Origin of the sequence: Maricaulis sp., assembly GCF_030149235.1 — a bacterium.
In the GTDB taxonomy this organism is placed as follows: Bacteria; Pseudomonadota; Alphaproteobacteria; order Caulobacterales; family Maricaulaceae; genus Maricaulis.
The window spans coordinates 1-20,954 of sequence record NZ_JASBRW010000018.1 but is presented as its reverse complement, the minus strand read 5'-3'; the positions used below and the strand labels follow the sequence as shown (position 1 = coordinate 20,954).

General features: G+C 63.3%; 17 protein-coding genes. 15 read left to right on the top strand and 2 right to left on the bottom strand.

Features of this window, described 5'->3' with window-relative positions:
- Window positions 1-91: 91 nt before the first annotated feature.
- The 3 genes from Q1V51_RS03230 to Q1V51_RS03220 are packed head-to-tail and all read left to right on the top strand — an operon-like array spanning window position 92 to window position 4,920.
- Entirely contained in the window at window positions 92-1,639 is a 1,548-nt protein-coding gene (locus Q1V51_RS03230; RefSeq protein WP_300552780.1) for a YifB family Mg chelatase-like AAA ATPase, read from the top strand.
- Between the two features lie 53 nt (window positions 1,640-1,692).
- Window positions 1,693-3,558: a response regulator gene (locus tag Q1V51_RS03225; RefSeq protein WP_300552777.1), complete on the top strand. Its 1,866-nt coding sequence runs from the start codon at window positions 1,693-1,695 to the stop codon at window positions 3,556-3,558.
- Between the two features lie 24 nt (window positions 3,559-3,582).
- On the top strand, window positions 3,583-4,920 hold the full coding sequence (locus tag Q1V51_RS03220; RefSeq protein WP_300552774.1) for an MFS transporter: 1,338 nt from the start codon (window positions 3,583-3,585) through the stop codon (window positions 4,918-4,920).
- Between the two features lie 12 nt (window positions 4,921-4,932).
- Here the strand turns inward: Q1V51_RS03220 and Q1V51_RS03215 are convergent, their stop codons facing one another.
- Entirely contained in the window at window positions 4,933-7,212 is a 2,280-nt protein-coding gene (locus Q1V51_RS03215; protein ID WP_300552771.1) for an NADP-dependent malic enzyme, read from the bottom strand.
- 100 nt (window positions 7,213-7,312) lie between these two features.
- On the opposite strand from Q1V51_RS03215, the gene mutS reads away from it, so the two are divergent.
- The 5 genes from mutS to Q1V51_RS03190 all read left to right on the top strand — a co-directional run bounded on the left by mutS (window position 7,313) and on the right by Q1V51_RS03190 (window position 16,095).
- Window positions 7,313-10,003 carry a DNA mismatch repair protein MutS gene (gene mutS, locus Q1V51_RS03210; protein WP_366522690.1) on the top strand — a complete coding sequence of 897 codons (2,691 nt, stop codon included), beginning with the start codon at window positions 7,313-7,315 and terminating at the stop codon, window positions 10,001-10,003.
- Between the two features lie 31 nt (window positions 10,004-10,034).
- Entirely contained in the window at window positions 10,035-12,842 is a 2,808-nt protein-coding gene (locus Q1V51_RS03205; protein WP_300552767.1) for a [protein-PII] uridylyltransferase, read from the top strand.
- A 3-nt stretch (window positions 12,843-12,845) separates the two neighbouring features.
- Complete coding sequence (gene murJ, locus Q1V51_RS03200; RefSeq protein WP_300552765.1) at window positions 12,846-14,390, top strand: murein biosynthesis integral membrane protein MurJ; 1,545 nt, start codon at window positions 12,846-12,848, stop codon at window positions 14,388-14,390.
- Between the two features lie 64 nt (window positions 14,391-14,454).
- Entirely contained in the window at window positions 14,455-15,495 is a 1,041-nt protein-coding gene (gene trpS / locus Q1V51_RS03195) for a tryptophan--tRNA ligase (RefSeq protein WP_300552762.1), read from the top strand.
- 72 nt (window positions 15,496-15,567) lie between these two features.
- Window positions 15,568-16,095 (top strand): copper chaperone PCu(A)C, encoded by a 528-nt coding sequence (locus tag Q1V51_RS03190; protein ID WP_300552760.1) that lies wholly within the window; start codon window positions 15,568-15,570, stop codon window positions 16,093-16,095.
- On the opposite strand, the gene Q1V51_RS03185 is transcribed toward Q1V51_RS03190, so the two are convergent.
- The gene (locus tag Q1V51_RS03185; RefSeq protein WP_300552757.1) at window positions 16,089-16,646 is read right to left on the bottom strand and encodes a hypothetical protein; all 558 of its coding nucleotides are present in this window, start codon (window positions 16,644-16,646) and stop codon (window positions 16,089-16,091) included. The two genes, Q1V51_RS03190 and Q1V51_RS03185, sit on opposite strands and share 7 nt — an antisense overlap.
- A 79-nt stretch (window positions 16,647-16,725) precedes the next feature.
- On the opposite strand from Q1V51_RS03185, the gene Q1V51_RS03180 reads away from it, so the two are divergent.
- The 7 genes from Q1V51_RS03180 to Q1V51_RS03145 all read left to right on the top strand — a co-directional run.
- A complete protein-coding gene (locus Q1V51_RS03180; RefSeq protein ID WP_300552755.1) occupies window positions 16,726-17,202 on the top strand; it encodes a universal stress protein in 477 nt (158 codons plus the stop codon).
- A gap of 79 nt (window positions 17,203-17,281) precedes the next feature.
- Window positions 17,282-17,845 carry a NifU family protein gene (locus Q1V51_RS13425; RefSeq protein WP_366522688.1) on the top strand — a complete coding sequence of 188 codons (564 nt, stop codon included), beginning with the start codon at window positions 17,282-17,284 and terminating at the stop codon, window positions 17,843-17,845.
- 52 nt (window positions 17,846-17,897) lie between these two features.
- Window positions 17,898-18,539, top strand: a complete 642-nt coding sequence (gene tsaB, locus Q1V51_RS03165) for a tRNA (adenosine(37)-N6)-threonylcarbamoyltransferase complex dimerization subunit type 1 TsaB (protein ID WP_300552752.1) — start codon at window positions 17,898-17,900, stop codon at window positions 18,537-18,539.
- Window positions 18,536-18,988 carry a ribosomal protein S18-alanine N-acetyltransferase gene (gene rimI, locus Q1V51_RS03160; protein WP_300552749.1) on the top strand — a complete coding sequence of 151 codons (453 nt, stop codon included), beginning with the start codon at window positions 18,536-18,538 and terminating at the stop codon, window positions 18,986-18,988. The genes tsaB and rimI overlap by 4 nt, the downstream gene beginning before the upstream one ends.
- Before the next feature lie 37 nt (window positions 18,989-19,025).
- Window positions 19,026-19,445 carry a Fur family transcriptional regulator gene (locus Q1V51_RS03155; RefSeq protein WP_300552747.1) on the top strand — a complete coding sequence of 140 codons (420 nt, stop codon included), beginning with the start codon at window positions 19,026-19,028 and terminating at the stop codon, window positions 19,443-19,445.
- 27 nt (window positions 19,446-19,472) lie between these two features.
- A complete protein-coding gene (locus Q1V51_RS03150) occupies window positions 19,473-20,756 on the top strand; it encodes a TCR/Tet family MFS transporter (protein ID WP_300552744.1) in 1,284 nt (427 codons plus the stop codon).
- A gap of 87 nt (window positions 20,757-20,843) precedes the next feature.
- Window positions 20,844-20,954 (top strand): hypothetical protein (locus Q1V51_RS03145; protein WP_300527653.1); only part of this gene is annotated, 111 nt, incomplete at its 3' end.

Below are 20,954 nucleotides of genomic sequence, written 5' to 3'. Positions count from 1 at the left end.
GCGCAAGCGATCCTGCGTTCAGCCCACAATGCGTCTGGAAACGGACCGTGATCAACCCGCGCTGAAGCGGGCCGGTGCAGGAGGAAAAAGCATGGCGTCACGTACCGCTGCAGTGGCATTCGAGGGTGCTGAGGCCAAGCTTGTCGAAGTACAAGTTCAGCTTGCGGCGGGGGCGCAGCCGGTTTTCTCCATTGTCGGTCTCGGCGACAAGGCAGTTGCGGAAAGCCGGGAGCGGGTCCGGGCAGCCTTCGCGGCGCTTGGCCTCTCTATGCCGTCCAAGCGCTTGATCGTGAACCTGGCTCCGGCAGACCGGCCCAAGGAGGGGTCGCATTTCGACCTACCGATCGCTCTGGCGATCCTCGTTGAGCTCAATATCCTGCCTCGGGAGGCTGGCGCGGATTATCTGGCATTTGGAGAGCTGGGGGCAGATGCCACAATCCGGCCTGTCCCGGGTGCACTTCCGGCGGCCGTCGCCGCCAATGCCGCGGATCTGGGCCTCATCTGTCCGGATGCCTGCGGTCCCGAAGCGGCCTGGGCTGGCGGCGAGCTGGCCATTCTGGCGCCGGGCTCCCTGATCCAGTTGATCAATCATTTCAAGGGTACCCAGGTGCTCGCGCGACCGGTTCCCGGTACGCTGACCGAGGCACGCACCGATGTCGACCTGAAACAAGTCAAGGGTCAGGAAACCGCGAAACGCGCCCTCGAAATCGCCGCCGCAGGCGGACACAATATTCTGATGGTCGGCCCGCCCGGGTCAGGCAAGTCCATGCTGGCTGAGCGCCTGCCGGGGCTGTTGTCGCCGCTGTCGGCGGATGAACTGCTCGATGTTTCGATGATCCACTCCGTTGCGGGTCTGCTTGAGCGGGGCGCCCTGACGCGGCACCGCCCCTTTCGTGCGCCGCATCACTCGGCATCCATGGCCGCCATGGTGGGGGGCGGGGCCCGGGCCCGGCCGGGCGAAGCCTCGCTGGCGCATCGGGGCGTCCTATTCCTGGATGAATTGCCGGAATTCCACCCCCAGGTTCTCGATAGCCTGCGCCAGCCAATGGAAACCGGATCGGTCACCGTGGCCCGGGCCAATGCCCATGTGTCCTACCCAGCCCGCTTCCAGCTGGTCGCGGCCATGAATCCGTGCCGCTGCGGCAATGGTGGGCTGGATGGCGTGTCCTGCCGCCGTGGTCCACGCTGCGCCATCGATTACCAGGCCCGTATTTCCGGGCCCATGCTGGACCGGATTGACCTGCAGATCGCTGTTCCGCCGGTCACGCCGGCGGACCTGGGCCTGCCCGCCCCGGTTGAGGGCAGTGTCGAGGCCGCCGCCCGGGTGGCGGCCAGTCGAGACGTTCAAGCCGGGCGCGGGGCCCTCAATGCGCATTTGCGCGCCGATCATCTCGAGCACGCGGCCATGCCGGACCGGAGCGGGGAGGTTCTGCTCAATACAGCGGCAACCCAGAACGGGCTGACCGCACGCAGTTATCACCGGGTGCTCCGGGTCGCCCGCACCATTGCTGATCTGGAAGGGTGTGACGCTGTGCGCCGGGTTCATATCGCCGAGGCTCTCGCCTGCCGCCGGGGTTTGGCCATGGCATCGGATAATGGAGCCATCGGAGCGCCTGCACCGGCCGCCGCGCGGGGATAATTTGCCTTTTGACGACGGATCGTTAACCGGCACAGCGTAACCGGGAATACGATATGACGCGTCGTCCGCCGGACATACCAGACCCGGCCTCTCCGCTCGCGCCCGCGCGCGGAGAGGATATGCTGGCCTCTTTTCTCCTGACTGCATTGGATGCGGCCGGCGAACTCATGCTCATTCGGGGGCCGACGGGACGGGTCGCACACGTCAACCAGGCTTTTATCCGAGCCTTTGGTGGCACGCTCAATGATTGGGTGGGACGCTGGTTCTCGGTCGCGCCGCCGGCTGGCACGGATGGCTCCAGGCGCTATGAAATGCTCATGCGTACCCAGAAGGGGCCGCTCTGGATTGAGTGGGACGAGCGCCTTTTACCCCATGACCGGGGCGTCATAGCGGTCGGTCGGGATATTACCTCGAGGCGTGAAAGCCATGACAGCCTTGAGGCGTCCCAACGCGCCAAATCGCTGTTCTTCGCTGCCGTGACCCATGAGCTGCGCACGCCGCTGGCGGGAGCCATGGGCGTCGCGCGCTTGCTCAAGGCCACGCCGTTGCGTCCGGATCAGGCTGATTATGTCTGCACCCTGGCAGCCTCGGCCGAACACGCGCTGGCGATGATCGATGATATTCTCGATCTGTCCCGCCTTGAGGCCGGCAAGCTCAATCTGCGTCCGGAAAGCGTCGACCTTGCGGCGCTTCTGGCCGAGACGGTCGAGCCGCTGGCGACACGGGCTCAGGACAAGGGACTGGAACTGTGTGTGGTCTACAGCGCCGACGCGCCGCTGCAGGTCACCGGGGACAAGGCGCGCCTCAAGCAGATCCTGTTCAACCTGATCGGCAATGCGGTGAAGTTCACCGATAGCGGTGGAATCCGGGTAGAGATTGGTAACTCACCGGACGCTGACGGACGTCCGCGCCTGTCTCTGGCGGTTTGCGACACCGGTCCGGGTATTTCCGAAGTTGACCAGGCCTCGTTGTTCGAGCATTTCGAACGCGGAGCGGCCGAACGGGACGGCAAGGAAGCCGGGGCCGGACTTGGCCTCGCCATGGTCCGCCGCCTTGTCGAAACGATGCAATCCTCCATGGGCGTGGAAAGCCGGCTCGGCGAGGGCGCCAGGTTCTGGGTGCTGTTCGAGCTGCCGGTCGAAAGCCTGTCCAACGAGCAGCCGCTCGCCGGTCGTGAAATTGCCGTTGCCGCACCCAATCCCGTCTTGCGCACGGCGCTGGCCGACCAGCTCGCTGCTCTCGGTGCCGACGTGGTGGCGATCGACCGGCCAGACCGGATCGCCGCCGCATCCGGTCGCGAATTGCTGCTGGACAACAGCTGGGCTGATCAGGCCAAGACCGCGAAGGCGGCGCATTGCTGGTTGATCATGACACCGCCCGAGAAGGACGCCTTCCTTGAAGCCCGGCCTGAGGGTGTTGACGGGTGGCTGGTCAAGCCGGTCCGGCGCTCCACCCTGGTCGCCCAGATCTGCGGCCATCCGCAGGTCGACTATGAGGCCGAAGCCGCCGACCGGCCGGATGAGCCGCCTCGCCTCGACGGACTAACCGTTCTTGTTGCCGAGGATGACCCGGTCAACGCGCTCATCGCGCGCCGGACGCTGGAAAAGCTCGGAGCCGTTGTCCGCACCGCCGACACCGGGGTTGCCGCCTTGAAAGCCTTCGAGGCCGGTCCGCTCGATGCCGCCCTGCTTGATCAGCGCATGCCCGGCATGGACGGCCCGGAGCTCGCGCGCATGCTGCGTCTGCAAGGCAGCGACGTGCCGCTGATCGCCCTGACCGCCAATTCAAGCGAAGAGGATCGGCAGATCTGCCTTGAGGCGGGAATGGATGATTTCCTGACCAAACCTGTCGAGCCTTTAATCCTCGCCGCCACCCTCAACCGCTTGTGCGGGCAGAAAAAACGGTCCAGTTTGGGATAAATCCCGTCATCTGGAGTGGCTATTATGTCGGACGTGACCGCGTCGCAGCACAAGACTTGGCAGCAAACGGTCGCCGCCTACGGCAAACCGATCATGATCGCGATGCTGATCCTGGGCTTTGCCTCGGGGCTGCCGCTCATGATGGTCTTCTCGAAGCTGAGTTTCTGGCTGCGTGATGCGGGTATCGAGCGCACGACGATCGGGTTCTTCTACTGGGTCACCCTGTCCTACACGCTCAAACCGCTCTGGGCCCCGGTCGTCGACCGGACCCCGATACCGTTTCTGGATGGCTGGCTGGGCAAGCGACGCGCCTGGATGATGGTGGCGATCCTCGGCACTGTGGCCGGTCTCAGCCTGATCGCCTTTACCGACCCTTCGCAGGGGCTGATCCTTACCGCCATCGGCGCCTTTATCCTCTCCTATGCCGGAGCAACGCTGGATATTTCCATAGACGCCTGGCGGATTGAATCGGCGCCGCGCGAAGAGCAGGCGAACATGGCCGCCGCCTATGTGCTGGGGTATCGCGGTGCGATCATGTTCTCAGGCTTTGGTCTCGCCATTTCGGAGTGGACCAACTGGACGGTGTCCTTCCTCGTCATGGCTGCCACGATGGGCGCATGCGCCCTGCTGGTCATGCTCATGCCGGAGCCGGAACACGCCTATCGGGAGCCCGATCGCCAGTCTTTCGGCAAGCGGGTGCAGACGGCGATCGTCGAGCCGTTCAAACAATTCTGGGATCGCTTGGGGCATTGGATCGTACCGGTTTTCCTGCTCGTCGCCTTTTACCGTCTGAGTGATTTCACCATGGGCGTGATGGCCAGCCCGCTCTATTCGGACATCGGCTTTGATCGCGCCATTGTCGGCGGAATCCAGAGTGGCCCCGGCGTTATCGCCACCATTGCCGGTGGATTCATCGGGGGCGTGGTGGCCTACCGTTTCGGCGTGCTGAGCGCCATGGTGGTCGGGGCTATCATCACGTTCGCGACCAATGCGGCTTTTGCTTTCCTTGCGGCGACGGGAACAGCTGAGAGCGTCGGCTTGCTGACGCTGGTGATCAGTGCCGACAATGTCGCGGCGGGCTTCGTCGGCACAGCCTTTATCGCCTACCTGTCGTCCCTGACCGATCCGCTGAACGCGGCCACGCAATATGCCGTGCTGTCTTCGCTCTATGCGCTGATCTGCAAGTTCATCGCCGGCTTCTCCGGACTGATGGCCGACGCGATCGGCTATGTGAACTTCTTCCTGGTGACGGCCACGTATGCCTTGCCCATGGCTGCACTGATCATCTTCATCATGCTCAGGGGCAGTGACGCGGCGCGCGGGATCAGCGCGCCAGGAGCAGACCCCAAACCCGCCGAATAGGCGTGACGGGTTTTAGCCCGCCACTTCCACTTCGTGCTTTTCCGGATCGTAGGCTGCAAGCGCAGCCAGCGTGGTGATCTCGCTGACCGAGGCACCCAGGCGTGCGATCTGGACCGGCTTTTCAAAGCCCAGCAGCATCGGGCCGATTACCGTCGCGCCACCGCCGGCGCGCAGGAGTTTGGTGGCGATGGATGCGGAGTGGATTGCCGGCATCACGAGTACATTGGCCGGGCCCTTCAGGCGAGAGAACGGGTAGAGCATGCGGTGCAGCGGATCGAGCGCTACATCGACATTCATCTCGCCTTCGTATTCGAACTCGACCTTGCGCTCATCAAGGATCCGCACGGCATTCTGGAGTTTTTCCGAACGCGCCCCTGCCGGATTGCCGAAGGTGGAATACGACAGGAAAGCCACGCGCGGGGTGAAACCGAAGCCCTTGGCGGCATAGGCTGCCTCCTCGGCGATATCGGCCAGGGCCTCGCTGTCCGGGAATTCCGTGACATTGGTGTCGGCGATGAAGAGCGTGCGCTCTTTCGTCAGCGTGATCGACATCCCCATCACGCGCTGGCCCTCTTCCGGGTCGAGCACGAGCTGGATATCACGTAGCGCGGCGTCATAGGCGCGTGTGGTTCCCGTCACCATGCCGTCGGCATCGCCGAGCTTGACCATGCAGGCGGAGAAGATGTTTCGGTCATTATTGACCATGCGCTGGACATCGCGGCGCAGATAGCCTTTGCGCTGGATGCGCTCATAGAGGAAGTCCGCATAGTCCGCATTGCGATCGGACAGGCGCGCATTGACGATCTCTACAGCATCTTCCGGCACGCCGACCAGGCGCATATTGGCGCGGGTGATCTCTTCACGACCTACCAGGATCGCCTTGCCCAGCTCCTGGTTCTGGAAGGCATAGGCGGCGCGGATGACGGCCGGTTCTTCCCCTTCGGCGAAGACGATGCGGCGGCCATGGCCCATGACGGCGCCCTGGATGCGCTGCAGCAGGGCTGCGGTGGGGTCGAGGCGGCGCGCCAGCGAGGCGCGATAGGCGGACATGTCCGGGATCGGCTTGCGGGCGACACCGGTATCCATCGCCGCCTGGGCCACATAGGGCGGTACATAGGAGATCAGCCGCGGATCGAAGGGCGAGGGGATGATGTAGTCCTTGCCGAAGCTCGGCCGGGCGCCGTGATAGGCCGCCGCCACTTCATCGGGCACATCTTCCTTGGCCAAGGCGGCCAAGGCCTGGGCCGCAGCGATTTTCATTTCCTCGTTGATCGTGCGGGCGCGCACATCGAGTGCGCCGCGGAAGATATAAGGGAAGCCGAGGACGTTATTGACCTGGTTGGGATAATCCGAGCGGCCGGTTGCGATGATGGCATCGGAGCGTACGGCTCGTGCCTCTTCCGGCAGGATTTCCGGATCCGGATTGGCCATGGCGAAGATGATCGGCTCGTCGGCCATGGAGGCAACCATGTCCGGCGTCAGCGCGCCGGCGACAGAGAGGCCGAGGAAGCAGTCAGCACCCTCCAGCGCGTCAGCGAGGGAGCGCTTGTCGGTCTTCACAGCATGCGCGGTCTTCCACTGGTTGAGATTATCGCGTTCGGTATGGATGACGCCCTTGCTGTCGCAGAGGATGGCATTCTCCGCAGCGACACCCATGGCCTTGAGGAGTTCAAGCACGGCGATTCCCGCCGCTCCGGCGCCATTGACCACAACTTTGAGGTCTTCCATGCGGCGGTTGGTGAGTTGGCAGGCATTAATGATGCCGGCGGCGGAGATAATCGCGGTGCCGTGCTGGTCATCGTGGAAGACCGGAATATCCAATTCTTCGCGCAGGCGCTGCTCGATGATGAAGCTCTCGGGCGCCTTGATATCTTCCAGATTGATGCCGCCGAATGTGTTGCCGAAGCGCTTGACGCATTCGATGAAGGCGTCGGCATCCTCTTCCTCGACCTCGATATCGATCGCGTCCATGTCGGCGAAGCGTTTGAACAGGACAGCCTTGCCTTCCATCACCGGCTTGGACGCCATGGCGCCCAGATTGCCGAGGCCGAGAATGGCCGTGCCGTTGGAGATCACGGCGACCATATTGCCCTTGGACGTGTAGTCGTAGACGCTCTCCGGGTCCTCCGCGATGGCCTTCACCGGAACCGCAACGCCCGGGCTGTAGGCGAGAGACAGATCGCGCTGGGTCGCCATCGGTTTGGTTGGCTGCAGGGCCAGCTTTCCGGGGACGGGCTCGCGGTGAAAGGCGAGAGCTTCTTCGTCTTCGACCGGGCTGGTTCTGTCGCTCATACCGATGTCCTCATCTTGGTGGGATTTTCCCCTGTTGAGAACGGCTCTAGCCGCTTCGCCCCCTTGCGCGCAAGGTGAAACCTCGCCACCGTTCGCGCCGATGAATGCGCAGACCCATATTCCCGTTCCCGCCGACCGCAAATTCCCAAGCCCGGACGGGGCAACACCGATGATGCAGCAATTTCTCGACCTGCGTGCGCAAGCGCCGGGCGATGCCTTGCTGTTTTACCGGATGGGCGATTTCTATGAGCTCTTCTTCGACGATGCCGTCCGCGCGGCGGCGGCGCTGGACATTGCGCTGACAAAGCGCGGTGAACACCAGGGCGAACCGATCCCGATGTGCGGTGTCCCGGCGGCCACTGCCGAGGCCTATCTGGCGCGCCTGATCAAGGCCGGGTTCAAGGTCGCCGTCGGCGAACAGATGGAAGACCCCAAGGCCGCCAAGGCGCGAGGTGCGAAAGCCGTGGTGCGCCGTGATGTGGTGCGCGTGGTTACGCCAGGCACGCTGACGGAAGATGCGCTGCTGGATCCGCGTCAGTCCAACCGTATCGCCGCTCTGGCACGAACGGGTACGGGTGAGGCGGCGCTGGCCTGGGCCGATGTCTCGACCGGTGAGTTCGCTGTCACAGCGCTGGCGCCGATGAATATCGCTGCCGAGATCGCCGCCATGGCGCCTGCCGAGCTGCTCATCGAAGAGAGCGGCTATCTCGAGGCTCAGGACCTGGCGCCGAGGGCGACCCTGACGCCGCTGCCGCGGGCCAAGTATGATAGCGGGTCGGCGGAGCGGCAGTTGAAGGCCCAATTCGGCGTTCAGGAGCTCGAGGCCTTTGGTCAGTTTTCCAAGGCTGAACTGGGGGCGCTGGGAGCCTTGCTGGATTATCTCAGCCTCGCCCAGGCCGGTGCACCGGCCAAGCTGGCGGCACCGCGCCAGGCCGTTTCCGGCAGCGTACTGGCGGTTGACCCGGCCACCCGCGCCAGCCTGGAGATCGACCGCACCCTGGCCGGTTCGCGCGCCGGATCGCTTCTGGATGCCATCGATGAAACGGTTACGGCGCCGGGCGCCCGTTGTCTCGCCGAGCGCCTTGCACGTCCACTGACAGACCCTGACAGAATTGAGCGGCGCCTTGATTCCATTGCATTCTTTGAGGATCAGGAAGCGCTGCGCCGGGACATCCGAGACCGTTTGAAGTCAGCCGGCGACAGTGAGCGCGCCCTCTCCCGCCTCCTGCTGGGCCGCGGCGGCCCGCGCGATCTCAAGGCCCTGGCCGGCGCCTTGGGCGAGGGCGAATTGCTCGCTGGACGGATCACGACAGATGCGCTGATCACAGCCCCGACTGACGTTTCCATGCAATGCGATGCGCTGCGTCTCACCGACAAGCCGGAACTGGCCGCACTGGTCAGTGACCTTGAGCGGGCGATCCGTGACGAGCCGCCTCTCATGGCCCGCGATGGCGGTTTCGTTGCTGAAGGATGGCGGCCGGAGCTGGATGAGATCCGCACCCTGCGCGATGAAAGCCGCCGTGTGGTCGCCGGGTTGCAGCAGACCTATGCCGAACGGGTCGGGGTCTCCTCGCTCAAGGTCAAGCACAACAACGTGCTGGGCTATTTCGTCGAGGTGACGGCCAAGAATGCGGATGCGCTGATGCAGCGCGAGGATTTCATTCACCGCCAAACCATGGCCAATGCGGTGCGGTTCACAACGACGGAACTGGCCGCGCTGGAGGCCAAGATCGCCAGCGCCGGCGAACGCACGCTGGCGATGGAGCTGGACGTGTTCGAGGCCATGCGGGCGCGGGTTGAGGCCAGTGCCGAGCTGATCCGCCAGTCCGCAAGGGCGATGGCCGAGCTGGACGTGTCCGCAGCGCTGGCTGAATGGGCCGTCCTGTCGGAAGCCTGCCGTCCGGTGATGGAAGACGGCACAGCCTTCGAGGTTGAAGGCGGGCGTCACCCGGTGGTCGAGCGGGCGCTGGAGCGTGACGGTGACGGCCGGTTCACGCCCAATGATTGCGCCCTTGATGGAGCTGGGGGGTGTGGACCGCGCCTGATGCTGGTCACTGGGCCCAACATGGCGGGTAAGTCGACCTATCTGCGCCAGAACGCGCTGATCCTGATGCTGGCGCAGGCCGGCTGTTACGTGCCGGCCCGCCAGGCCCGTATCGGCATTGCCGACCGGCTCTATTCGCGTGTTGGTGCGGCGGATGACCTGGCACGCGGGCGCTCGACCTTCATGGCGGAGATGATCGAAACGGCAGCCATCCTCAACCAGGCGACGGGGCGCAGCTTTGTCATCCTGGACGAAATCGGCCGTGGGACGGCGACTTTTGATGGTCTGTCGATTGCCTGGGCCGCCGCCGAACACCTGCATGGCGTGAATGGTTGCCGGGCTTTGTTTGCCACGCACTATCACGAGCTGACCCGCTTGGCCGATGAACTAGACGCGGCCGGCAATTGTTCGCTCAAGGCGCGCGAATGGCAGGGTGAGCTGGTCTTCCTGCACGAGGTCGGACCGGGCGCTGCGGACCGCTCCTATGGTATTGAAGTGGCCCGCCGCGCCGGTTTGCCCAAGTTGGCGATCAAACGCGCGCAGACCATTCTCGACCGGCTGGAAGCCGAGGGCGCGCCGGCGGCAGCCCTGGCCGACCTGCCGCTGTTTGCAGCGGCTGAGCCGGAGCCTGTCGCCGAGCCGTCGCAAGTCGAGCGGCGGCTTGAAAGCATCGATCCGGACGCTCTATCGCCGCGCGAGGCGCTTGATCTGCTGTATCAGCTCAAATCGCTCGCAGCCGAGACGTGACGCCAGCTAAAGGGGCTCCTAGAGTGCGCTGATGACCCACGCTGCCCTGCCCGCATCACTGGAATCGCTGAAATTGCGTGCCCGCCTGGCTGCGGCGGTGACGCGGGATGGCTGGGAGTCGGCCTCAGCCCGCAAGGCGGGTCTGGCGATTATCCGCTCAGCGCTTGATGGTTTCTATGAGCGTGCCTCCAGTTTTTTGTCAGGAGATGGCGGGGGGGCTGCGGCGGCGCAATCGCTCGCTGATGGTGTCGGCGTATGCCTCTCCGCCCTGTTCGACAGCCTGGCGGGCGATGATCCTGAGGGCGCCCGCGGCGTGAGTCTGTGCGCCCAGGGCGGTTTCGGGGCTGGCGAGTTGGCGCCGTTTTCCGATGTTGATCTGATGCTGATCAAGCCGCGCATGGCGGACCAGGCCACAGAGGCCTTTTTGCAGCGTGTGTTGTACGCCCTGTGGGACTTGAAGATCGATGTCGGTGGTGGAGCTTGCCGGACAGTGCGCGAAACGCTGGAGCTGGCGCGCGAGGATGCCTCGGAACGTACGGCCCTGCTCTCCGTGCGCCATCTGGCCGGTGATGCGGCCATGACCGAGAAACTGATCCGGCGTTTCCGCGAAGATATCGTCTCCGAAGATGAGTCCGCCTTCGTCGAAGCCAAGCTGCGTGAACGCGATGCACGTATCACCAAGACCGGCGGGTCCCGCTATACGGTGGAGCCCAATATCAAGTCCGGCAAAGGCGGGTTGCGTGATCTGCAATTGATGCGCTGGCTGGCGCAGTTCCTCTATGGCGCCGATGCCTTCGAGCGTTGGGTCGGCAATCACCTGCTGTCGGTTGAGGACGTGGAGCGCTACGCCGCCGCGGATGATTTCCTCTGGGCTGTGCGGTTCCACCTGCATGCGGTGTCCGGCGGCAAGGAAGAGCGGCTGACGTTCGATGTCCAGCCGGAAATCGCCAAACGCATGGGATTTGCCGATAGCGAAACCGAAAGCGCGGTTGAGCGCTTCATGCGGCGTTATTTCATGACGGCCATGCACGTCGGCGCACTGACCCGGCTGGTGTGTGCCAAGCTGGAATCAGATTCGCGCAAGTCCAGGCCGCGCAATCTGGCGCGCTTCATGCCCAATACGCGCCCGGCGGAGGCCAAGGATGCCGGCGAGTTCGCGGTTCGCGATGGTCGTCTTGATTTTGCCAGCCCGGACCAGATCGCCGAGGACCCTGCCCGGTTGATGCAATTTTTCCAGGCGGCCGCTTCGCATCAGATGGATCTGCACCCCGAAGCGGTCGCGCGCATCGGCGGGTCCTTGTCCCTGATCGATGAGAGCTATCGCAGCGATCCGCGGGTCGCCCGCGCCTTCTTCACTGTACTGCTGGACAGTCCGGCGCCGATGGCAACGCTGCGCCTGATGACAGAAGCCGGCTTGCTCGGCCGCTATATTCCCGAGTTCGGGGATATTGTCGCCCGCACCCAGTTCAACATGTATCACCGCTATACGGTGGATGAGCACACGCTGCGTGCAATCGGGCTGCTACGCGAGATCGAACAGGGCCTGCATGCCGACGATCATCCGCTTGCGAGTGGGCTGGCGCATGAGATCAAGAACCGTCGCGCCCTGCACCTCGCCGTCCTGCTTCACGACACGGGCAAGGGGGCGGGCGATCAGTGTATCGAGGGGGCCGCCCGGGCCCGCACGGCCTGTGCGCGACTGGGCCTTGATGAGGCGGAGACCGAACTGGTCGCCTGGCTGATCGAAAACCATCTGGTGATGAGTGACACGGCCCAGCGCCGCGATATTGGCGACCCGCGCACGATCGCGGATTTCGCGCGTGTCGTCGGGTCTGTCGAGCGCTTGCGGCTGCTGACAATGCTGACCGTTGTCGATATCCGATCCGTGGGCCCCGGCGTATGGAATGGCTGGAAAGGCCAGCTCATGCGCGATCTCTACGCGGCCGTTGCGCCGGTCCTGCAGGGATCGGGCGACACGATGGAGCTTGCACAATCGGCCTTGCACGACCGGGCGGCCCGGGCCCGCGAACAGGTTTGCAGCCGGATCAGGCGGACCGATCCGGAATTTGCCGACTGGTGGAGCAGTCAGTTCGACGAGACCTACTGGATCACCTCCAACGAGGAAGACCGCTTCCGACATGCCGCCTTTGCCCGCAGTGTCTATCGCCGCGAAGCGACCACAGCGGCTGCGATCCGGGTCGACAAGCGGCGCATGGCGTCCGAGGTGATGATCTGGGCGCCGGACCGGGACGGGTTGTTTGCCGATCTTGCCGCCGGCTTCGCCCAGCGCGGCGCGGATATTGTCGGAGCCCTGATCCATACAACGCGCTCCAACCACGTCTTTGATATCTTCTATATTCAGGACGCAGCGGCCCAGCCATTCGGTGTCGGCGATCCTTATCTGCGTGATGCGCTGGTCGGCTATCTTGACTGTCTTGCGGCCGGGTCGATCGCCGTCGAACCTCCGGGACGCATGCCGACGGCGCGTCGCGACGCTGCTTTCGAGGTCATTCCCCAGGTCCGTTTCACCAATGCGCTGTCCGATACGGCAACCGTGATCGAAGCGGCCGGCCGAGACAGGCCGGGCTTGCTCTCGGACCTATCGGCGGTGCTCTCAAACCGCGGCCTGTCGATCCATTCTGCGCGGATTGATGGTTATGGCGAACGGGCGACAGACGTGTTCTACGTTACGCTGGCCGGCCAGAAGCTCGAGAATGAGGATCTCAAGGCCGGGATCGGGGCGGAGTTGATGGCGGTCTTGTCTGAAAGCGAGTCTGTGCTGGAACAACAGGCGGCGGCGCGAGGATATGCCCGTGCGCCGGCGAGCGAGTTGAGGTAGGTGATGCGGCTCTTGCGCTCGACGGCCGTCGTGGGCCTCTTCACCATGGCGAGCCGCATTCTCGGCTTTATCCGGGAGATCATGTTCGCCGCCTATATCGGTGCCGGCGCGGCGATGGATGTTTTCCTCACCGCATTCCAGTTTCCCAACCTGTTCCGGCGCATTTTCGCTGAAGGGGCTTTCAACTCGGCTTTCGTGCCGCTCTACGGCGAAAAGCTGGAGAAAGAGGGCACCGACGAGGCGCGAGAGTTTGCTTGCCAGGTTGCAGCCGTTCTGGCGACGGCCATGCTGGTCTTTGTCATCGTCGCTCAATTGGCGATGCCTTGGCTCATGTACCTGCTTGGGCCTGGCTTTCGTGATGATCCCGGGCTGTTCCATACGGCGATCCTGCTGACGCAGATCACCATGCCTTACCTTTTGATGATGTCGTTGAGCGCGATGTTGTCCGGCGTACTCAATGCGCACGGGAAATTTGCGGTGGCCGCCGCCGCTCCTGTCATCCTCAACCTGACGCTGATCGGCATCATGGTCTTCACCGACGTGCGCGGGGCCGATCTGACCTATTACCTCTCTGTCGGGATCACTGTGTCCGGCGTGCTGCAGACGGCGTGGATCTATGCGGCCATGCGCTCTGTCGGTATCGGTCTGGCCTGGCGCATCCCGAAACTGACGGTTGATGTCAAAAAACTGATCCTGCTGGGTGTTCCCGGAGCCCTGGCCGCTGGGGTGACGCAGATCAATATCCTGGTCACTTCCTCGATCGCCACCTTCCAGGAGGGCGCCCGGTCCTGGCTCTACTATGCCGACCGCCTATACCAGCTGCCGTTGGGCGTGGTCGGTATCGCGATGGGCGTGGTGTTGCTGCCCACACTGACGGCGCGGCTCAATGCCGATGATAGTCAGGGCGCCAGCAATGCGCTCAACCGCGGTATCGAGATCTCTATGGCGCTGACCCTGCCAGCCGCCGTGGCCATCGCCACCATGCCCGGTTTTCTTGTGCAGGGGCTGTTCGAACGCCAGGCCTTCACCGCAGATGACACCCTAATGGTCGGGCGGGCGCTCATACCGTTTGCCATCGGGCTGCCGGCCTTTGTTCTCATCAAAGTGCTGTCGCCAGGCTTTTTTGCCCGCAAGGACACCAAAACTCCGATGAAGTTCGCGACCCTGTCGGTGGTGGTGAACCTCGTGCTCGGGATTACGCTCTTCCTCGGGCCCTTGCAGTATCTCGGCTTGGCGATTGCGACCGCGGTCGCGGGCTGGGTCAATGTGATCTGCCTGGCCGCCATGCTCTATCACCGCGGGATCCTGCGTCCCGATACCCGCCTGGTCGGGTGCATGCCCCGGCTCGGACTGGCGGCCGCGGCCATGGGGGTATTCCTCTATTTCGCGGAGCGCCACGCCGACCGGATTACCGATCTCGTCTATGACCAACGTCTCGCCGCCCTGCTTGTCGTCTCGGCTGCGGGCGCCGGCATTTACGGTCTCGGCGCGCTGTTGACCGGGGCTTTGCGCATGTCAGAGGTGAGAGCAGCGCTGACCCGCTCTTGAGCCAAGGGCGTCCCGCCGCTAAGACCCCTCTTCCTGATCAACCTCCGTCCAACCGAGGCGTTCCATGAGTGACATTCCCACCGATTACACCGGCCCCAAACGCGTGCTGTCCGGCATGCAGCCGACCGGTCAGCTGCATCTTGGCAACTATCTGGGAGCGCTCAAGAATTGGGTCTCCTTGCAGGAAGATGGCAGTTGGGATTGCTTCTATTGCGTGGTCGATCTGCACGCCATCACCATGCCGCACGACCCCAAGACCCTGCCCGACGCGGTGCGTTCCGCGGCGGCCGCCTATATCGCTTCCGGTGTTGATCCGGAAAAAAGCGCGATCTTTGCGCAGTCGGCCGTGCCGGCGCATGCCGAGCTGGCCTGGATCTTCAATTGCGTGGCGCGCCTAGGCTGGCTCGAGCGCATGACCCAGTTCAAGGACAAGGCCGGAAAGGACAAGGAGCGGGCGTCGGTGGGTCTCTTTACCTATCCGGTGCTGCAGGCCGCGGACATCCTCGTCTACAAGGCGACCCATGTCCCCGTCGGCGAGGATCAGAAGCAGCATCTCGAGCTGTGCCGCGATATCGCGGCGCGTTTCAATCGTGACTTCGGCAATGGCGAAGCGATCTTCCCGGTTACTGAGCCGGTCATCCAGGGGCCAGGCGCCCGCATCATGAGCCTGCGCGACGGTACGGCGAAGATGTCCAAATCCGACGTCTCGGACAATTCACGTATCAATCTCGATGATGATGCCGACAAGATCGCTCGCAAGATCAAGAAGGCGAAGTCGGACCCGGATGCGCTGCCGAGCGAGGAAGCCGGCCTCGAGGGTCGCCCGGAGGCCGCCAATCTGGTCGGTATCTATGCGGCCCTGACGGGTAAGAGCAAAACGGATGTGCTGGCGGAATTCGGCGGCGACGGTTTCGGTCGCTTCAAGCCGGCGCTGGCCGAGGTTGCCGTTGAGTATCTCGCCCCGATCTCCGACGAATATCGTCGCCTGATTTCCGATACGACAGAGATCGACCGCATTCTCGCCAAGGGCGCCGAACGCGCCAATGCCGTTGCTGCACCGGTCGTGGCTGAAGCCAAGAAAACCATCGGCTTCTGGGGGCACTAGCGGCACGCATATGTCGCATGGTGTGGCGGGTCGAATCCGCTAGGTTTTCGGGACACTCGAGCGGAGATGAACATGCGCGCACCCGGTTTGATCGCCCTTCTGGCTCTTGGCTTGGCCGCCTGCGGTGGCGAAGCGCCCGACGCTGGCCACACCATGGCCGGTCATGGAGATATGTCGGCCGAGCTGGCACCGCTGCCGGATGATGGCGTCACGCCCGTGGTTGATATTCGCGCTGTCTGGATGCGTCCGCACCCGGGTGGTCGCGATGTAACCGCCGCCTATTTCACCGCGCGCCTGAGCGAAGGTGAGATCGACCGTCTGCTCGAGGCGCGGATCGAAGGCGCCGAGCGTGTCGAGATGCACAGTCATTCTATGAATTCGGAAGGCATGATGCAGATGCATCAGATTCCGCCGCAGGATGTGACCAATGCCGGCCCGCTGGTGTTCACGCCGGGCGGCCGGCACCTGATGGTGTTCGGCCTGCCGACTGTTGTTGAAGGCGATGCGGTGCAAGGCGTGCTGGTCTTCGAACGGTCCGGTGTAGTGCCGGTGACCTTCGCGGTGAGAAATATGCCGCCGGGCCAGCCGTCGGATTACTGATCCGCCGTACCTGCGTATTTGGCCGGATCATACGTGCCCGGCTTGCGCGGCCGGAACAGGCCGGCAAGCCAGAACCCGATGCCCGCAATCGGCGCCAGGAAGAGTCCCATCGGCTTTTCCTGAACGAAAAACAGCACGATCAGGAAGAAGCCTGCGAGCAGCGCGATGGCGCCGCTGAGCAGGAACATGGCCCACATGAAGGCGACCGATTGACCTTCGAGGAATTCAATCTCCGCCCGCCGCGCCATCAACGCCGTGTGCAGCTCGCGCAGCAGGGGCTGGAACGTCTCGACAATATCCTCGAACACGCCGGGCGAAACGAAACGCATAGAGCCAAAAACGATCTCGCGCCCGTCCGAACCGGTCACGCGGCAGACAACCTGGCGGGCCTGGGCGGCCATCTCGACCGCCAGCCGGACACGCCGAATGTCCGACAGGGCGATCCGGTGCAATTCGCTGCCATCTTCGGCCAGCCGTTGAACCAGCGACTCACCGTCGAGAAAAGTCTCCGTGCGCGGCGTTCCCAGATGCCTTCGATCGATATGGATCATGGACTATCCCCTTGCGATTTGGGCCACTTAGCACCATTTGCTAGACGAGTGGAGAGAAACCCGCCAAAGTTTGATGGATATGACGCAGAGCACGCGAAAATTCCTGGTTGTGGCGGACGAAAGTCCGGAAAGCCGCACCGCGCTGTACTTCGCCTCGCGCCGGGCCAACAAGACCGGTGCGCGGGTGACGATTCTGGCTGCGCATGAACCAAGTGATTTCAATCACTGGATCGGAGTCGCCGAAACGGCCAAGCGTGAAGCGGTTGCTGCGGCGGAGGCGCTGCTGGAGTCAATGGCGGAAGATGCTGAGGCGGTTACGGGTGAGCGCCCTGAATTGCTCCTGCGTGAAGGGGAGCGTTCGGCCGTCCTTGCCGAGCTGCTTGAGGAAGACCCGCTGATTTCGCTGCTCATTCTCGGAGCGGCCAAATCGAGCGAAGGTCCGGGCCCACTGGTCTCTTCGCTGGCTCGAGGCAAGGGCCTGTTCACCGGTCGTGCTGTGCCGGTCACGGTGGTTCCGGGCGATATGGAAAGCGGCGAGATCGACGCCCTGACCTGAGACCCCGGCTGTATCCCTACTTTAGCCGGGGTTGAAACCCGGGCGCCCGCAGGCCAAGTGGTGGCCAAGGAGTTTGCCCATGTTTATCCAGACTGAAGCCACGCCCAATCCGAACACGCTGAAATTCCTGCCGGGCCGCGAAATCTCGCCGGGCAAGCCGCGCGAGTTCGAGACCGCAGCCGAGGCCGAGATTTCGCCGTTCGCTGCAGACCTGTTCCTGATTGATGGCGTCAGCACCGTTTTCCTGGGTGATGAATTTGTCGCCATTACCAAGACGGACGCGGTTGAATGGGATCATATCAAACCCTTCCTGCTGGGCGCGATCATGGACGGGCTCCAGTCCGGCCGGCCGATCCTGGGTGAGGACGTCGATGCGTCCGGCCATGCCAATTACGAAGGCGAGGCCGAAGGCGTGGTGAAGGAAATCATCGACCTGATCGATACGCGTGTCCGGCCAGCGGTCGCACAGGATGGCGGCGATATCCTGTTTCACTCCTTCATCGCGGAGAGCGGTATCGTCCGCTTGAAGATGCGCGGTGCCTGCTCCGGCTGCCCCTCCTCGACAATGACGCTGAAAGCGGGGATCGAGAATCTTCTCAAGCATTATGTGCCTGAAGTGACCAGCGTCGAGGCGGTTGCCTAGGGACTGTTCGCCGGGCTTCGACCTTTTTCCCGATTTCGGCTAAGGGGGCGGTATGAATATCCTCGCCCTCGATACGACCGGGGCTGCCTGCACGGTAGCCCTGCGCCGTGATGGTCATGATGACCTCATTCTGTCCGAAGATATCGGCCGGGGGCATGCCGAGCGTCTCGCGCCCATGGTTGAGCGCCTGCTGGCAGAAGCCGGGCTGGCGCCGCAGATGCTCGACCGTATCGGGGTGACTGTCGGGCCGGGCAGTTTTGCCGGCAGCCGAGTCGGGGTTGCCTTTGCCCGGGGGCTAGCCCTGGCCAGTGGCGCGCCGGCCTTTGGGCTGTCCAATCTCGCGGTGATTGCGGCCCAACATGTCGAGACACGCCCTTTGGCGGTCATACACGACGCCAAGCGTGGCGATGTGGTGCTGCAGGTGTTCCAAGATGATGCGCTGGCCGGCTCGGAGCGATTTGGTCGCGATGAGGCTCACCGCATCCTAGTGTCCCGCTTTCCCGAGGGCGTCAGCCTGGCCGGCAGTGGAGCGGTCTTGTTCGAGGCCTCAGGCCCGGTCATCAGTGCTGGCCTATTGGACCCGGTCGTCATGCTGACCCTGACGGCATTGTCCCCGTTGAGTGCGAGTCCGCCCGCGCCCTTCTATGCCCGCCCTCCAGACGCCAAATTGCCCGGCGGTGTCGACCCGGCATGATTGAGCGACTGACCGCCGCATCGGCCCGCCGGCTGGCCGCAGTGCATGGTCGCTGTTTCGATCATTCCTGGTCTGAAGCCGAATTCGCATCGCTCCTGCATCTGTCCTCAAGTATCGCATTGGGGAAAGGCGATGCGGGTATCCTGCATGGCTTCGTACTGGCGAGGGTGGCGGCCGACGAAGCGGAGATCCTGACCATTGGCGTCGACCCGGACCAGCGGCGGGGCGGGTGTGGTCAGGCCTTGCTGAAGAGCCTCCATGAATATGTGCGAAAGCAGGGTGTCGTACGGGTATTTCTGGAGGTTTCCGACGTGAACACAGCCGCGCGGGCGCTCTACGAGCGCAATGGCTACACGGAAACCGGACGCAGGGCGCGCTATTATCGCGACGGGAGTGACGCTCTGGTGCTTGAAAAAACACTGTCGGGGCGTGGACAAACGCCCGGTTGAGCGCCTATCAACGCATTAACCAGCCGGGAGAATCAGAATGCCCGATCGCATCGAAAAACTGTGTATCGATAAAGGTCTGCGCATGACCGAGCAGCGCCGGGTTATCGCCCGTGTGCTGTCGACCTCGACCGATCACCCCGATGCGGAGGAGCTCCACCGTCGAGCGGCGGCTGAAGACCCACGTATCTCCCTCGCCACGGTCTACCGGACCGTCCGCCTGTTTGAGGAAGCGGGCATAATCGAGCGTCATGATTTCCGCGACGGAAGGTCGCGTTACGAGGAGGTCGGTGACGATCACCACGATCACCTCATTGACCTAAAGTCCGGAGAAGTCATCGAATTCGTCAATGACGAGATCGAGCGGCTACAGGAAGCGATCGCCCGCAAGCTGGGCTATAAGCTTGTCGATCACCGTCTGGAGCTCTACGGCGTACCGCTCTCGAGTGCTGAGGACTAAGCGCTCCGTTTTGAGTTAGGACACGCCATGTCTGCGCGGGCGCCGGGCAAGCACGCTATCACATTCATCTTCATCACCGTGCTGATCGACATGATCGGTTTCGGCCTGATTATCCCGGTGATGCCGGAGCTTATCGGTGAACTCACCGGTCTGCCGGCCAATGAAGCCGTGCTGCTCGGTATGGTGCTGATCATCTCCTACGCCGCCATGCAGTTCATTTGTGCGCCGATTATCGGTGCGCTTTCGGACCGTTTCGGGCGCAAACCGGTACTGCTCGCTGCGCTCGCCGGGTTCGCGATCGACTATGCGATCATGGGCTTTGCGCCTGTTTTCTGGCTGCTTCTGGTTGGCCGCCTGCTGGCCGGTGTTTTCGGTGCCAGCTACTCGACGGCCAACGCTTTCATCGCCGATATCACGCCGCCGGAGAAGCGAGCTGGCCGGTTCGGCATGATCGGTGCCGCCTTTGGCCTGGGATTTACCTTTGGGCCGCTCATCGGTGGCTATCTGGGCGATATGTTCGGCCCGCGCGCGCCTTTCTTCGCGGCTGCAATCTTGGCCGGTCTCAATTTCATCTATGGCCTGGTCGTCTTGCCTGAGACCCTGGCGCCGGAAAACCGTCGCAAGTTCGACTGGAAGCGGGCCAACCCGTTCGGGGCCCTGATGCAGATCCGCAAATACCCGGCGGTTCTGGGGCTGATGAGCGCGGTCTTCCTGATGCTGATCGGGCATGCTGTCTTCCCGGCGACCTGGTCGTATTACTCCGCTTACCGCTATGGCTGGGACAGTGGCGATATTGGCCTGTCTCTGATGGTGGTCGGCATTTCCTCTGCCATCGTCATGGGCGGTCTGACGCGGATCCTGGTCCCGAAACTCGGCGAATGGCGCGCAATTACGCTCTCTCTCATCCTTGGCTCGATTGCCTACATCGCCTACGGGCTCGCGAGCGCGGGCTGGATGGTCTATGTCATCATCGTGGCCGGAGCGCTGGGCGGGATCGGCCAACCCGCCCTGCAGGGCATCATGTCACGCATCGTGCCGCCCAATGCGCAGGGCGAATTGCAGGGCGCGATGACCAGCCTGCAGAGCTTGTCGATGATCTTCGGTCCGCTCGCCATGTCGCCGCTGTTCAACTATTTCTCCAGCGATGAGGCCCCGGCACAAATTCCTGGTGCGGCCTTCTTCCTCGCGGGTCTCCTGACTGTGATCGCCCTGGTCGTCGCCCGCCTGGCCCGGCGGTCCGATGATGGACGGGCCAATGAGACCACTCCGGCCGATGAACCCTCGCCCGTAGCTGAGAAATCTGCCCAATAGCGGTTCCTCTTGCCCTGCAAGGCCTTTTCAAGCATAACCCCCGCCTTCCCGGCGGCCGGCCGGGCGTGTTTTTGACGATGGTTATCGATGAGCTCGACGCGTAAACGCCTCTATATCAAGACCTATGGCTGCCAGATGAATGTCTATGATTCCGAACGGATGAAGGATGTTCTGCACCCGCTCGGCTATGAGCCGTCG

Coding starts and splice junctions, on each gene's coding strand:
- Q1V51_RS03230 (WP_300552780.1), top strand. CDS start 92: ATGGCGTCACGTACCGCTGCAGTGGCATTCGAGGGTGCTGAGGCCAAG.
- Q1V51_RS03225 (WP_300552777.1), top strand. CDS start 1,693: ATGACGCGTCGTCCGCCGGACATACCAGACCCGGCCTCTCCGCTCGCG.
- Q1V51_RS03220 (WP_300552774.1), top strand. CDS start 3,583: ATGTCGGACGTGACCGCGTCGCAGCACAAGACTTGGCAGCAAACGGTC.
- Q1V51_RS03215 (WP_300552771.1), bottom strand. CDS start 7,212: ATGAGCGACAGAACCAGCCCGGTCGAAGACGAAGAAGCTCTCGCCTTT.
- mutS (WP_366522690.1), top strand. CDS start 7,313: ATGAATGCGCAGACCCATATTCCCGTTCCCGCCGACCGCAAATTCCCA.
- Q1V51_RS03205 (WP_300552767.1), top strand. CDS start 10,035: ATGACCCACGCTGCCCTGCCCGCATCACTGGAATCGCTGAAATTGCGT.
- murJ (WP_300552765.1), top strand. CDS start 12,846: ATGCGGCTCTTGCGCTCGACGGCCGTCGTGGGCCTCTTCACCATGGCG.
- trpS (WP_300552762.1), top strand. CDS start 14,455: ATGAGTGACATTCCCACCGATTACACCGGCCCCAAACGCGTGCTGTCC.
- Q1V51_RS03190 (WP_300552760.1), top strand. CDS start 15,568: ATGCGCGCACCCGGTTTGATCGCCCTTCTGGCTCTTGGCTTGGCCGCC.
- Q1V51_RS03185 (WP_300552757.1), bottom strand. CDS start 16,646: ATGATCCATATCGATCGAAGGCATCTGGGAACGCCGCGCACGGAGACT.
- Q1V51_RS03180 (WP_300552755.1), top strand. CDS start 16,726: ATGACGCAGAGCACGCGAAAATTCCTGGTTGTGGCGGACGAAAGTCCG.
- Q1V51_RS13425 (WP_366522688.1), top strand. CDS start 17,282: ATGTTTATCCAGACTGAAGCCACGCCCAATCCGAACACGCTGAAATTC.
- tsaB (WP_300552752.1), top strand. CDS start 17,898: ATGAATATCCTCGCCCTCGATACGACCGGGGCTGCCTGCACGGTAGCC.
- rimI (WP_300552749.1), top strand. CDS start 18,536: ATGATTGAGCGACTGACCGCCGCATCGGCCCGCCGGCTGGCCGCAGTG.
- Q1V51_RS03155 (WP_300552747.1), top strand. CDS start 19,026: ATGCCCGATCGCATCGAAAAACTGTGTATCGATAAAGGTCTGCGCATG.
- Q1V51_RS03150 (WP_300552744.1), top strand. CDS start 19,473: ATGTCTGCGCGGGCGCCGGGCAAGCACGCTATCACATTCATCTTCATC.